The organism is Gillisia sp. CAL575 (genome assembly GCF_000403785.1).
Lineage (GTDB): Bacteria > Bacteroidota > Bacteroidia > Flavobacteriales > Flavobacteriaceae > Gillisia.
The window spans coordinates 203,887-217,943 of record NZ_APHJ01000054.1 but is presented as its reverse complement, the minus strand read 5'-3'; the positions used below and the strand labels follow the sequence as shown (position 1 = coordinate 217,943).

The window sequence follows — 14,057 nt, the reverse complement described above, 5'->3', positions numbered from 1 at the left end:
CCAAATAATTAGTTAAGTCCTAAATGTCCTAAGAGAAACCATAAGATTATAAATACTATTACAATACCAAAACAACCACATCCTCCACCAAATTTCTTGGCACCCCAGCCTGCTAATAGTGCTCTTAAAATATTTTTCATTACCTTAATTTTTTAATTGTTTAAAAATAGAAAGAAGGTGTAAATTACATTTAGTGTTTAAGAAAAATTTAATTAATTATAAATAAATGCCTTCTCATTTTATATTTTTTTTACAATTCTTAAAGATTAATTTAATTAAATTTGAAAAAAAAATTATTTTATGCAAATCAGAGATAAAGAAGACAACCAATCTGAAGATTATATTTTACAAAATAATAAGAAAACAAAATTTGGAGTTTTCTTTATTTTAATAGTATTAGTTATTCTTGCAGCAGGTGTTGCAATGACTGGTGTTTATTTTGATGTTTGGTAAGATTAAATTATCATGATATTTTTATTTCATTAAGTAATAAAAATGCCTGATTTATATATTCCTTCTCAAGGAATAATGCAAAATAATTGGAAGTAGAGATCATCTCAAAAACAGGAATTCCCTCATAAGCTAAAAGCTTAAAAATATAAAAGTAAAGACCTACAGTTTTAGAACTGTTTTTTGGTAATGCGATAGTAATACTAGATAATTCACTTTTTACAGATACCAGTGTTTCATTTTTAAAAAAATCTGCAACTCTTTCTTTGAGATCTGTAGAAACCAAAATATTACTCTCTTGGTAAGTACTGGAGTAATTTAAATAAACTCCTATTTGATCTTTAACTGAATTCATTAGTAAAGCCTGATTTCCAAGCAAGGTATTTGAGTTTAAATAAGTGAACTCTGTGATTCCAGATCTAACCACAATATCTCCCATTTCCCTTAAATTTGCATTTTTTAAAAGATTTCGTTGTGGAGAATATCTTCGCAAAGCCATAATAATAGAGCCCTGCTTAACAGGTTTTCTCAAGATCTTTTCTACTTCTGGCTGTAAATGCTCTGCCAATGCGCTAAAATTTATGAGATCTTTTGATAAGGCATCATCTAAAAATGGTTGATGTCTAAGCATGCTGTGTACACAGGAGGTTATAGTGTTCATTGTTAAATAATATACATTTTGTGTAAATATATATAAATTCTAATTGTTTTTTCTTCATTGTTCCAACTCTCACTAATTATGCACTTTAAATTATAAAATATGCGTGTATTAAAATTTGGAGGAACCTCTGTAGGAACTGCAGAAAGTATATTAAATGTTCGTGAGATTATTCAGTCCATACAAGGACCTAAAATGATCGTACTCTCAGCAATGTCTGGAGTTACTAATTATTTGGTAGATATAACCAACTTAATTAAATCGAAAGATCAGCAGCAAATACAAATATTAAATACTGAACTTAAAACTAAACATTTTGAGCTTCTAGATAAATTGATAACTAATCAAACTAATAATACGGCTGTTAGGAATGGTTTAAATATTTTATTTAAAGAATTTGATGACTTATTATTAGAAGAGTATTCTGAAAATAATACAAATAGAATTCTAACCTATGGGGAAAGTTTACTTACATACATCTTTTCAGAATATCTATCTACTTTTAATATAGCTAATACTCTTCTGGATGCTAAACGCTTTATGTATGTAGCAAATCTGGAAAATCCTGATACGAGTAAGATCGCAAGTAGAATTGCACCTTTATTAAAAAGCACGGGCAATGATGCAATATATATAACTCAAGGATTTGTAAGAATAGACAAACATAATCGTGTGAGTACTTTAAAACGAGGAGGCAGTGATTATACTGCTACTATACTCGGGGCTGCATTAAATGTAGAGGAAGTTCAAATTTGGACAGATATAGACGGCTTTCATAATAACGATCCAAGATATGTGGAAGACACACACCCTCTATCTAATCTAACCTTTGAAGAGGCAGCCGAACTTGCGTATTTTGGAGCTAAAATTTTACACCCGCAAACCATTTCTCCAGTCATAGATAAGAACATTCCAATCTATCTAAAAAATACTTTTACACCAACATTGCCGGGAACTAAAATATCTTCAGAAATTAATGCAAGTGGACTCAAAGCAATTTCAGCAAAGGATGGAATTACGGCTATAAAAATAAAGTCTAATAGAATGTTGATGGCTCATGGTTTTCTAAAGAAAATATTCGAAATATTTGATAATTTGGAAACTGCAATTGATATGATCACCACTTCAGAAATAGCAATTTCCCTGACCATAGATGATACAAAAAATTTAGACCTTATCTTGGATCAACTTGAGGGATGTGGGGATATTACCGTAGAAATGAACCATAGTATTATTTGTATTGTTGGAGAAGATCTTATTAATGATCCAAATACTTTTAGATTATTCGAAATTTTAAATGAAATACCTGTACGTATGATATCTTATGGTGGAAGCTTTAATAATGTGTCTCTTTTAGTTTCCACAGAAAATAAGGTAAGTGCATTAAAAGCATTACATAAAACACTATTTCTTCAGAAAGAAAAAGAATTGGTTTCTCTTTAGAATATCATAATGATCTGAAACTTTTTATACAAAAACAGAAAATTCATTTAGCAAAATTGCGTTGATGAGAAATCTTGATTACCGAAGAATTACAACTTAATTTTGTGTATTCTCTGTAATAATAGCAGTATTCGATTTACAAAATATTTAACCGCGGAAAGTTCTATTACTAGAGTATATGGATTAATGATTTCAGTAAACAGAATCTATCAATAACAATAATTTTAATTATCAATTGAAGATTTTAAATTTTCTAATTCTGTCTTTACTTCAATATATTTGGATAAATACTGAGTACTCTTTAGCCTATGATGCATAAGCATATTACCAATAAAGTTGTTTTCTCTATGCTTAGTTAGCTTCTCTTTAATCTTATTCAATCGGTTGTCCATGATTGTATAATACACCTCTTTATTGTAGCGTTTATTTATAAGCTGATATCCATTAATTTGAGATTCTTGCCAGAGCGTTTTTGTGGTATAAAGCTTAATGGCTGCCTCAGCAAAGCCTTCTGGATTATTTTCTATAAAGCCGTTCCATGGAAGTCCTCCTTGCATACCCTCGGCACCTAAACTAGTGGTAACTGTTGGGGTACCACATAGCATGGCCTCGGTGAGTTTGCCCTTTAATCCAGCTCCAAATCTTAATGCAGCAAGACTAACTCTGGATTCTCTCATAACTACTTCAGCATTTTCAACCCTTCCTTTTACATGAAAATTTTCTTTAGAATTATTTAATTGAAGTATAGAAGCAATAGGATATGCTCCGTAAACTTGGAGTGCAGCATTTGGAAGTGTTTTTCTAATTATCGGCCAGATATCCTTTTTTAGAAACCTCACAGCATCTACATTAGGTTTATGTTTAAAATTCCCGATGCTAATAAAATTTTGTCTTTTTTCAAAAGAGGGGAGAAGTTCAATTTCTAATTCAGTTAAGTTGTTAAATAAGAAAGGAATATAAAGCAGAATATTTTCTGGAACCTTAAAAGTCTCTTTTAACAAATTCATTTCTATTTCAGAAATAATTAGACTTATATCGCATCTATAAATACTTGCGACTTCGCGTTTTGCTAATTCAGAATTAGTAATAGAACTTACCGTATTACCTTCTTTCTCTCTATGGTTCCGCAGAAAGTGTAAATCTTCGGTATCTAATATTTTTATTGAATTTGGAGAATTTTTACTAACTCGCCATCCAAACTGTTCTTCCATCATAAACCTATCAAAAAGAACGATCTCCGGCTGAAGTTCTTCAATATAGGTATCAAAACTGCTATTATTTAATTCAATTTTTACTGAAGAGATTCCAAGTTCTGTTAGATCTGATGCAAATACAGAAGGTGCAGCTGTAGTTCCAAAAATCACTGTATAATTAGAAGAAGTGAAATATTCCAATAACTGAAGCATTCGCTTTCCAGCTGCAGAAGAATTTGGCTCTGGCCAAACATAACCTATCACTAATACAGTAGACATTTTTTTTCTTCAAAAATACTTGATTATTTTTAAGTGATAGAGTCTAAACCGTGAAAGTTCCCGAAAGTAGTAACGAAGCCACGATCCAAAGTACTAAAGATACCGATCCTCCAATTATTAAAAAATGCTTGAATTTGTACATCCCCATCCCATAAATTAAGGTGTTTGTTTGATAACCTACGGGAGTGAAAAAACTAAAATTAGCGGCAAACATAATTGCCAAAATAAAAGGTTTTGGATCTAAATTCATAGTGGTTGCGATGGTTATGGCAATAGGCGTAATAATTATAGCTGTTGCATTATTAGAAACAAAGCCACTTAAGATCATAGTAACTAAAAATAGAATTCCTATAATGATGGTGCTAGATTGCTCTGTGAAAACGGCTAATAAATGGCTCGCAATCCACATATCTGCACCGCTATTACTCATTGCAATTCCTAGAGGGATCATTCCAGCCAATAAAAAGATCACCTGCCAATTAATTTGAGAATAAGCTTTCCCAAGATCAAGACATTTTGTGAAGATCATTAAGAATACTCCAACCAAAGCACTTTGTAATATTGGGAATATTGAAAATGCAGATAGAGAAACTACAACTATTAAAATACCCAAAGAGATGAGTCTCTTGGATTTCTTCTTTACTTCTATTTCCTGGTGTTGCTGTAGAATTGTGATATTATCTACTTTTCCCAGTGCAGAAAGTGTTTTGGCAGATACTTCAACCAGTAATCTATCTCCCACACGAAGTTCTATCTCATCTCTCTTTTTACTAAAAATTCTATCCTCTGGATGTCTAAAACTGCTTCTTTTTTTAATAGCCAGCGGTATGGCTCCTTGTAGATCGAAATTCCCAACAGATTTAATGCTTTTGCCTATTAACGGGGAGTTGGGTAACATTAAGATCTCAACAACTTGTATATTTTCTTCCAGACCCTCAGCATCTGTAATTGGAAGAGTGAACTTTTTTGTGTCCTCTTTAATTACAGAGAAACCTTCGTGTTCTTTAAATACGACAAGATTTTCAAGATTACACCTTAAAAGTAATTGATCCTTGGCTTTAAGAATAGTGTATTTACCTGGTCTATCGTTAATGATTCCATCTCTTTTTAGACGTAATATCTCTATGTCCATATTGTCATGGAAAAATGTGTCCATGATCTTTTTACCAATTACTTCAGAATTTTTATTGATGATTACTTTAGTAATATATTCATCTAGGTTATAAATTTTATTAATATCTGATTTTCCTTTGTTCGGTAGAAATTTATATAAGAGACTAACAATGATTATGGTAATAAATAAAAATATTACCCCATATTTAGTGAACTCGAAAAAGGTAAAGCGTTCTACACCTTTTTCAATAGCTATTGCATTCACAATAAGATTAGTAGAAGTCCCCATTAAGGTGCAACTTCCACCAATAATTCCAGCAAAAGATACTGGTAATAATAATTTTTCGCTTGGTATATTATATTTTGCAGAGAGTTCTGTAATTACTTTAATAAATACAATAACTACAGCGGTAGTATTGATAAAAGCAGAAACACTTCCCGCAATTAGCATAAAAACAGGGATCATTAAATAAATAGGAAGGCCCTTTAAATTTTTTAATCCATTAGAAAGCCAGCTTATCACCCCATTTGTCTCTAATCCAATAGCGATTATCATTAAAGCTAATACGGTAATTGTGGCGGGATTAGCAAAACCAGAGATTGCTTCTTCAGGAGTGATCAATTTAGTTAGCAAGAGGCTAACCATAATGAAAAATGCAATTTTATCTACAGGGAAAACCTCCAGCGCAAAAAGGATGATAACAATACCAAGAATTATAAAAATTAAGATAATTTCAATAGACATACCCTATAATATTTAACGTTATGCTAAGCTTGGGATAGATAAGATAAAAATTCGTGTTCAAATAATGAGAGGCAATCGTAATTTAATGCTTATACTTTGCATGTCTTTCTTTAAGCATTTTAGAATTAAGATCTTTTCTATTATTTAAAACTGTTTTTCCAAACCATGTATGATATTTCTGGGTATCTAAAAAGTCTACATTTAACGCAAACCATTCTTCATCTGAAAATTCTTTATTAAAAAAATGCTCCCATTCTGCTCTTAGCCGCTCATTTCTGAAAATATAACTTTCCAAACCTAGATGATACAGATCTGCATCACAAAGGATTTTCTCAGCCTTTGTCTTAGGGTTTTGAGGCATTTTTGTTGCCATTATACAGTTCTGTACAATTTCTATTTTGCTTTCGGGATAATCATTTTCTTTAAGGAATGCTGTAGCATGAATAACACTTTGCTCTTCATGATTCATATAAGTTTCCGCCATTCCCGTATCATGAAATAATGCAGCTATTAAAATTGGCTCCAGTTCAGACCCATAAACTTCCTCATAATTGGCAATAGTTTTTACATATTGATATACATCATCTGTATGCTGAACACTATGAAAAGGAAGTGTTTTACACCGACTATTATTTAAAAAATCGATACAATGCTCATAAGTCTTAGAAACTAAATTCGTTTTATTAAATCCTTTTAAAAAATTAAGAGCCATTTGTAAATATTATTTCAGTTTCTAAAATCTTTAAACGATTTTATTATATAAAATTTGAGAAGAACTAATAACAAAACTTCGTTTCTAAATTTACGAGATTTCAGGTAATACTTCAGTTAATTAAACTTTTTAACCTTTTATTATGTTATTACTTTTTCTGCCGAAATATTATAATTTTTACTTTTACGGTGCAACAACTTTATGTTGTAATTATATTAAATGTTTCCTAATTTGAAAAAACATCTAAAATTAAATTATGAGTAGAGGATTTGTGAAGGAAGAGGATCAAGAAGAAGCACCTTTTATACCAGCAAGATCGGTTTTGCCTCCTGGGGAAATAAATTATGTCACTCCAATTGGTTATGATAATCTAAAAAAGGAAAAGGAAGAATTGGATAACAGTATTGTTAATTTAGAGTTGGAGGAAGGTAAGGAGCGAAGACATACGTTGGCGATTTTAAATGGAAAATTAAATTTATTGAATGATAGAATTTCATCTGCAAGAATCTTAGATCCAAAAGCGCAAGCTAAAAATGAAATTAGGTTTGGAGCCTTGATCTCTTTTAAATTTTTAACAGGTGATCAAAAGGGATCAGTTAAAGAATTTCAGATAGTGGGTGTAGATGAAGCAAATATTAAGGAAAATAAGATTGCATTTGTAGCACCGTTAGCAAAGGCGCTAACAGGTAAAAAAGTAGATGAGAAAACGGAAGTATTTATGGCAGGCAAGATGCAGGAGTTAGAAATACTTAGTATAAAATATTAGTTGGATTGCTTTTCTAAAATGAATTCCAAATCATCCACAATATCTCCAAATTCAGATTTTTCTATAGTAAACTCTAGTTCAGCAGGATTTGCTATATAGCCGATCTTTTCCAGTTGTTCAGGATCTATTACAGCCTTATACTTTCCTGTCTTTAAACCCAAATAAGTAAAGTAACCATCGCCTTCTGTTAGAAATTTTCCTACTAACTCATTGTTCATGTTAAATATGTGAACAGAAATTCTCCCTTGTCCTTTAGTTCCGTTTTCATCCTTTACGTAAACCATTCCCGAAACTTCTCCCAACACCTTTACAGGTATATAGATAGTTTTAAATTGATTTGGAACAGTCTCTAGTGCTATTATTGGGTTATTAATTTTCCAAGCAATATTATCTAAACTTAATGTATCCACCTGAATTATAAAATTGGTATAAGGTTGTAAGTCATAAATTCTAAGTTGAGTTTTATCTTTATTATAAGTAACACTACCTCCAAGGTTTTTTATTGTCAATCCTGGAACACTAGGTTCCGATTCTTCTCGTACATTATTATCATTATAATCTAAAAACGGAATAATTGTCACAGCACCTTTTCCTACACTGCTTCTATCATTCGAGGAAATATACCCGGTTGCATCATCAAAAAGGAAGCTTCCTCTTGCAGATTCAATAAAAGTGGAATTTGAATTCCCTATTCTCGATGTAAATGATGTTTGGGTAAAATTCAAATTATACCTTAGACCGATCTCAAAAATCTGTGTATTTCTTAAAAAATTGTTTTCGAATCCAACATTAACAAATCCACGTTTTAAAAAGGGTCTTTCTAATCTTACTATCATATTGGTAATAGCATTGTCACTAAAATCATATTGTATTTGAGGTGATAAAAGCAATTGATATGGTAATCTATAGGTTTGAGATAGAGTACTATAAATTGTAGGAGTTTTAGATCGCTCATTAAACAATCCATACGTTGTAAGATTTGTACTAATTCCGAAAAAAGATCCAGACATTAAAAATTGAGCTGATGTGAATTTTGTTGTAGGAAGTATAATTTGATTTATACTGAATCTAGAATAAGTGGTAAAAAATTTAGTTCTAATAGGTAGCGATAAACTTATTTTTCTCTCCTCTAAATAATTATAATTAATAGAAGTCTGATCTTTATTATAATTTATATAATTAAAATCTATTTGAAAACTTGAAGGAGTTCTATAGCTTAATAAAGCTTCAGATTTTACACCATGCATATATTCTCCAGAGAAAAGTAAATTGGAAGAGATTTTTAATGAAGTATTCAAAAAAGGCATAAATTCACCGGAAGTAACATCAGACAAATATTCTACTCCTCCACCTAAGGTAAAACCATTAGAAATACCGTAGTTCAAATTAAATCTGGAGAAACGATCATTATCTTCGTTTTCTACTATTCCAGCGCTAAAGGTGTATTCAAGTTCCTTTTTAGGTATAAAGTTGTAAGGAATATTAATTATACGTTCCTCCGTTCGTTCTTCTCCATAAGGCCCATAAAATCTCAGATTTACAATGGTATTTCCATACATTAATGGAACCTCAAAGCTAAAAAATCCAGATGCATCTGCTTCTGTAAAATTTATCAGCACATTATTAACGTATAATTCAACTGTCCATCTAGGATCGGTGACATCTGTAAGAGTATAGGAACCAAAAGATCTTCTGTTAATTACTGGTGTATTAGTTAATTGTATTCCAACTACAGGGGCAAAAAGAGAAGAAGTAGCTCTAGAAAAGATTTTACCCGCAGTAACTTGTTTGAAAAGTTTACTATTATTGTTTACATACTTCCATTGATAAAATTGATTTTTAGCAGTGAATGGGACACGTGTGGAGTAGTTTAAGAGAACATTGGTTTCCCCACCAGCTATCATAGTTCCCAGACCAAGATTAAATCTATTATCATTAGTTCCATTAGTTTGCTGAGTTGTTACTACCGACCAATCTGCCATTCCTGCCCTAAAAAAGGGGTATTTTCTTTCTATTAATGTATCGGGAGTCACAAAGCCTCTAAGTTCATTTAGATTTTGGCGAATATTTAATAGTCGTAGTTCTTTTACCTTTGGAAGTTCAATATCGGTCTCTAAATTAATGGAAAGATCACGGAAATTAAATTTAGTATAAAGCCCGAATATCTCACCAAAGAGTGAAGATCTAAAGTAGAATGTAGTTGCGGTAAGAATATAATCTGTTGGCTTAATTATAAAATCTTCCCCTTTATATATAACTTTTAGTTTCTGAATATCGAATTTAAATGAATTATTAGGGTTTATAATAAACCCAGTAATTTCTGCCGGGCTGTTTCCTACGTCATTTTTTAAATCTAAAAAATCCAAAAAATCTGCAACCGCTATGTAAGCCTCTTGATTTTTAATTGCAACTGGCATCTCGGTAACTCCTAATTTAGAAACTCGCAATTCAACTGGAAATTCATCATATTCCTGCGCAGAACAATTAATATTACCTAAAAATATAACGGTGAGAAGTACCAAATAGACCTTAAGTGTATTTTTGCTTTCAATAAATAAATTATAAAGAGAAAATTGTTTGTGGATCAAGACTTGCTTTCTATAGGGTAGTTATTGTTGAATAAAGGTAATATCAATAGTACCGCTGTATGAACCCGCCCGGTTGCTATTAATTGTACCTAATTGTAAAGTGCCACCTATTTTAATTTCATTTATGCTTGTGGATTGGGCTGTCGTAATAAATGTTTTATTTTCACTATAGGTTAAATCCTTTAAAACTATCTGATCTCCGCTTGTTCCAGTTAAAATAAAACTTGGAGGATGAGATATAGTTACCAAAGTTCCTGGAATTGCTGTAACTTCAAAAAGGGCGGAAGTAACAGTGGGTCCAAGATTTAAAAGTACCACATCACCGGTGGGATTTCGAAGTCCGTCGGGTGAAACTATTACAGTACCACCTGAGACCCCAACAGTGAAAGTTCCAAAATTTAGATAACGGGCAGTTCGAACTTCAACTTGAATAGGAATAGGTGGATTTTCTTGAGCGAAAACTGTGACTCCAGATGAAAACATGAATAGTGCGAATACCAGATTTTTAACCAGGTTTATTTTACGTGCAAATGATAAATTTAAATTTTTCATTTCTGAATTATTATCTTTTTAGAGAATTTCTGGCCTTCCCAGCTTAAGTTAATAAAGTAAAGCCCTGAGCTTTTTATCCCATCTAAACTAATAGTTTCATTACCAGATACCTTCTTGATATCTAAAATTTGACCAGTTACCGTAGTTGCCATTAATACTCCAGACATTCCATTTTCTAGATTCAAGTTAACATATACCTTTCCATTTAATGTTTCTATACTGAATGGTTCATCGAAAGCTAAGGCTGGATCTGTTAATTCATATTCAGAAAATATTAAAAAGAATCTTGAGTTATGTTCTCCAGCTTTAATACGGAAATTATACTCTGGTATTTCTGAAAGATTCTGACCAATTCTTTTAACGTCATCAATAAGATACACAAAGAAATTAGACGGGAGATTTTCTATGTTTTTAAGACGGATACTCATTTCTCCATCCATTTCAGAACGTATTCCCAAAGGAATTCTCTGATTTGCAGTTTTAAAAGAGGCAGGCAATGCATTAATGGATAATTTTACACTTTTTGAGGAGATGCTATAAAGATTGGGAACACGCTCATCTGTATTCATTAATTTTAACGCATCCATGTCCTTTTCAAAACCTTCTTTTGCATAAGAATCAAAATAGATAACCATGGCATCCTTTGCGAGGTTATCCTTAATTCCTGCAGAAAGTCTAATAAGAGAAATTGGGTTGGGTTCTGTTTTTTTAATGAATTGTTGCGTAAAATTATTTACTCTTACTTCATTTGTTGAAGCCAAAATTCCACTAGTTTCTGAACTATCATCTCCACCATCACTTACATGTACAAAGAAACCTTGCATTGATGGAATTATATTAGAAGAACCACCATCATCACTAGAAACATTATTTACGTAAGAGGTATATGTTCCTTTGTATTGGCTGTTTGCAGAAAAGAAATAGATGCCATCATCAATGTTAGTTTTGGTCCAGCTCGATGCATCCCAGTCTATTGGAGAAGGGTAGGGGTTTCCTACTAAGTTGTAACCATCTGTATAGGTTCCATTGGTATTTTTTAATTGACGTTGAAAATTCCCATTATTTACAATCCCGTTAAGTTCAACTGTCACTTCTAATCCAGCAGTCCCAAAATTAAATGCATATCCTTCCAGAACGCCTAATCCGAAAGTAGAATTATTATAAGATTTCCAACCAGTAATATCATTCCCACTACCATCGGTATTATCTTCACTGTAAGAATAAACCTGAGGAAAGGTAGCGTTAAGATCTACATAAGATGAAAAATCTCCCACAGTAGTATTGTTGAATGGACTACTAAAATATTTATATCCTATAGCGGAATCTAAGTAACGTTGCATTTTTACAGATCCAACAATTTGCCCATTTCCAGAACCATCTATTAATGCTGTCTGAGTACTGTTTGAAATAAGGCTAAGCAAATTTCCTGTGTTAAATTGCCCATTCTCAGCTCTAAGGAATCCTGTTATTTCCAAGGCATTATTAGAATTAACTCCAGCATTATTATTTATAATTAAATTTCTAATCCTATTGGAAACAAACGTATTAGCAGGAATTGTTTGTGAGTTCACTCCTTCCATTGCAATTGTACCACTTAGACTATTAATAGTTCCCGTATTAGTAATAGATCCAGCTATTCGCATTGTATTATCCATTACAGTCAATGAAGTTCCAATTTGCAATTCAAGATCCTTAGCCATTCCATTTGCACCAGAATTTAAAACAGGATAATTTGTTAATCCTGAATTTATAATAACATTGGTTTGAAGGCTTGGAACTGTATTACAAGACCAATTAGACGCTGTATTCCAATCTGTACTTGTTGCACCTGTCCAGTTAAATGTATTATTCACAACCACATCAGTGTTTGCCTCAATACTTGTGCAACCGTCCACAGTTACCGTGACCATATAATTTCCTGCTATTAATGCATTTGCATTGGCAAGTGATGGGTTTTGTGAATTTGAAGTAAAACCATTTGGGCCTGTCCAGGAATAGGTCGCATCTGAAATAAAACTTGATGTTAAATCAATAGTTCCTCCGATACACACAGGACTATTACTACTAACAATAGGTGCGGTTGGAATGGTGTTTACTGTTGCTAATACAGCAGATCTCGAACTCGAAATACATCCAATTGATGTTGCATCTACATAATAAGTGGTATTTGAGGAAATATTTGGAGTTGTGAACGTCGTACCCGTTCCTAAACTCGCTCCACCAGTTGCTGCTGCATACCAATTAATTGTCCCTGTAGAAGCTGTGGCTCCTAAAACAACTGTACCTGTACCACATCTCGATCTAGGTGTTGAACTTGTAATTGTTGGAATGGGATTTACTTTTGCTAGTACAGCAGACCTTGAGCCCGTAGTACATCCATTTGATATTGCATCAACATAATAAGTGGTATTTGAGGTAATACTTGGAGTTGTGAATGTAGTACCTGTACCTAAACTCGCTCCACCATTTGCAGCTACATACCAATTAATCGTCCCTATAGAAGCTGTGGCTCCTAAAACAACTGTGCCTGTACCGCATCTTGATCCTGGTGTTGTACCTGTAATAGTTGGAATGGTATTTACTGTTGCTAGTACAGCAGTTCTCGAACCCGAAATACATCCATTTGATGTTGCATCTACATAATAGGTTGTAGATGTCGAAATATTTGGAGTTGTAAAATTAGATCCTGTACCGAGAATGCTCCCTCCAGATGCTACAGAGTACCATTTTAATATTCCAGTTGAGGCAGTTGCGCTTAAAATTACACTACCGGCACCACATCTCGATCTTGGGGTAGTAGAATTGATTGATGGATTTGCATTCACAACCACAGTAGTAGTTCCCAGATTACTTGAACAAGAATTTACGATAGCCTTTACTCTATAAATTCCAGACATTGCAACTGTTGAATTTGTGATGATTGGATTTTGGGTACTGCTTGTAAAACCATTTGGCCCTGTCCATTCATAACTCGCACCTGTAATAGTACTCGCTGTTAAATTAATTATTCCCCCAGAGCATACAGGACTATTACTATTTGCCGTTGGGGCTAAAGGTTTGGCTTTAATCTCAAATTGATTTGATGGTTCTGAAACTACATCTGGTTGATTACTTTCAATTCTTATTTGGTATAACGCTGGAGTATAATTATTTGGTATTTGTATGGATAATGTAACTATTTCTGAACTAGTTGAATAATTGTTTGCCGTGGAAGAAGATACAACTGTAAATTCAGCATTATTCGTAGTATAAACTCTATAAGAAGTATTTGTAGTAAAACCTTTACCATTGTTCGCATTTGCACCATTTCCATCAACAGTTGTAAACACGATGTTAGCTGTGGTCCCTGCACAAATTGAATTATTAATTGCCGGGGCTTGGATAACAGGCTGACCTTGAGAATAAATTGAAATGTTCGCAGTGAGAAAAAATGTAAACAAGATATTAATTAGATAAAAACACTTCCCTAATTTATATGTTGATTTATTCAAAAGGTAATTTTTTACCATAAAAATCTATTTTACAAACAGTTCAAAACTGTAGGTCAATCTTTCTGAA

Annotated in this window: 11 protein-coding genes; 3 read left to right on the top strand and 8 right to left on the bottom strand. The window is 32.5% G+C overall.

Features of this window, described 5'->3' with window-relative positions; all coding sequences use genetic code 11:
- Positions 1–8 precede the first annotated feature (8 nt).
- Complete coding sequence (locus tag I130_RS16915) at positions 9–140, bottom strand: hypothetical protein (protein ID WP_034925447.1); 132 nt, start codon at positions 138–140, stop codon at positions 9–11.
- 160 nt (positions 141–300) lie between these two features.
- Here I130_RS16915 and I130_RS16740 point away from each other — a divergent pair, with 160 nt between their 5' ends.
- Positions 301–453 carry a hypothetical protein gene (locus tag I130_RS16740; RefSeq protein WP_198012066.1) on the top strand — a complete coding sequence of 51 codons (153 nt, stop codon included), beginning with the start codon at positions 301–303 and terminating at the stop codon, positions 451–453.
- Positions 454–463: 10 nt separating this feature from the next.
- Here the strand turns inward: I130_RS16740 and I130_RS15670 are convergent, their stop codons facing one another.
- Complete coding sequence (locus tag I130_RS15670) at positions 464–1,111, bottom strand: hypothetical protein (RefSeq protein WP_034925445.1); 648 nt, start codon at positions 1,109–1,111, stop codon at positions 464–466.
- A gap of 99 nt (positions 1,112–1,210) precedes the next feature.
- On the opposite strand from I130_RS15670, the gene I130_RS15665 reads away from it, so the two are divergent.
- Positions 1,211–2,551, top strand: coding sequence for an aspartate kinase (locus I130_RS15665; RefSeq protein ID WP_034925440.1), 1,341 nt, complete (start codon positions 1,211–1,213; stop codon positions 2,549–2,551).
- Between the two features lie 224 nt (positions 2,552–2,775).
- Here the strand turns inward: I130_RS15665 and I130_RS15660 are convergent, their stop codons facing one another.
- The 3 genes from I130_RS15660 to I130_RS15650 all read right to left on the bottom strand — a co-directional run bounded on the left by I130_RS15660 (position 2,776) and on the right by I130_RS15650 (position 6,593).
- Entirely contained in the window at positions 2,776–4,023 is a 1,248-nt protein-coding gene (locus tag I130_RS15660) for a glycosyltransferase (RefSeq protein WP_034925436.1), read from the bottom strand.
- Between the two features lie 43 nt (positions 4,024–4,066).
- Positions 4,067–5,881, bottom strand: coding sequence for an SLC13 family permease (locus tag I130_RS15655; protein WP_034925432.1), 1,815 nt, complete (start codon positions 5,879–5,881; stop codon positions 4,067–4,069).
- A gap of 82 nt (positions 5,882–5,963) precedes the next feature.
- Positions 5,964–6,593 (bottom strand): HD domain-containing protein, encoded by a 630-nt coding sequence (locus tag I130_RS15650; RefSeq protein ID WP_034925429.1) that lies wholly within the window; start codon positions 6,591–6,593, stop codon positions 5,964–5,966.
- Positions 6,594–6,849: 256 nt separating this feature from the next.
- On the opposite strand from I130_RS15650, the gene I130_RS15645 reads away from it, so the two are divergent.
- A complete protein-coding gene (locus I130_RS15645) occupies positions 6,850–7,359 on the top strand; it encodes a GreA/GreB family elongation factor (protein WP_034925426.1) in 510 nt (169 codons plus the stop codon).
- Here the strand turns inward: I130_RS15645 and I130_RS15640 are convergent.
- From I130_RS15640 to I130_RS16340, 3 genes are read right to left on the bottom strand one after another with little or no spacing between them, the layout of a single operon-like run.
- A complete protein-coding gene (locus tag I130_RS15640; RefSeq protein WP_157480604.1) occupies positions 7,356–9,947 on the bottom strand; it encodes a hypothetical protein in 2,592 nt (863 codons plus the stop codon). The two genes, I130_RS15645 and I130_RS15640, sit on opposite strands and share 4 nt — an antisense overlap.
- A 21-nt stretch (positions 9,948–9,968) precedes the next feature.
- A complete protein-coding gene (locus I130_RS15635) occupies positions 9,969–10,499 on the bottom strand; it encodes a DUF4402 domain-containing protein (protein ID WP_034925423.1) in 531 nt (176 codons plus the stop codon).
- Positions 10,496–13,990 (bottom strand): T9SS type A sorting domain-containing protein, encoded by a 3,495-nt coding sequence (locus I130_RS16340; protein ID WP_198012065.1) that lies wholly within the window; start codon positions 13,988–13,990, stop codon positions 10,496–10,498. Before I130_RS16340 ends, I130_RS15635 begins: the two co-directional genes overlap by 4 nt.
- Positions 13,991–14,057 lie beyond the last annotated feature (67 nt).

What these genes read in the sequence shown, in the direction of transcription:
- I130_RS16915 (WP_034925447.1), bottom strand. Translation starts at nt 140, where the DNA reads ATGAAAAATATTTTAAGAGCACTATTAGCAGGCTGGGGTGCCAAGAAA.
- I130_RS16740 (WP_198012066.1), top strand. Translation starts at nt 301, where the DNA reads ATGCAAATCAGAGATAAAGAAGACAACCAATCTGAAGATTATATTTTA.
- I130_RS15670 (WP_034925445.1), bottom strand. Translation starts at nt 1,111, where the DNA reads ATGAACACTATAACCTCCTGTGTACACAGCATGCTTAGACATCAACCA.
- I130_RS15665 (WP_034925440.1), top strand. Translation starts at nt 1,211, where the DNA reads ATGCGTGTATTAAAATTTGGAGGAACCTCTGTAGGAACTGCAGAAAGT.
- I130_RS15660 (WP_034925436.1), bottom strand. Translation starts at nt 4,023, where the DNA reads ATGTCTACTGTATTAGTGATAGGTTATGTTTGGCCAGAGCCAAATTCT.
- I130_RS15655 (WP_034925432.1), bottom strand. Translation starts at nt 5,881, where the DNA reads ATGTCTATTGAAATTATCTTAATTTTTATAATTCTTGGTATTGTTATC.
- I130_RS15650 (WP_034925429.1), bottom strand. Translation starts at nt 6,593, where the DNA reads ATGGCTCTTAATTTTTTAAAAGGATTTAATAAAACGAATTTAGTTTCT.
- I130_RS15645 (WP_034925426.1), top strand. Translation starts at nt 6,850, where the DNA reads ATGAGTAGAGGATTTGTGAAGGAAGAGGATCAAGAAGAAGCACCTTTT.
- I130_RS15635 (WP_034925423.1), bottom strand. Translation starts at nt 10,499, where the DNA reads ATGAAAAATTTAAATTTATCATTTGCACGTAAAATAAACCTGGTTAAA.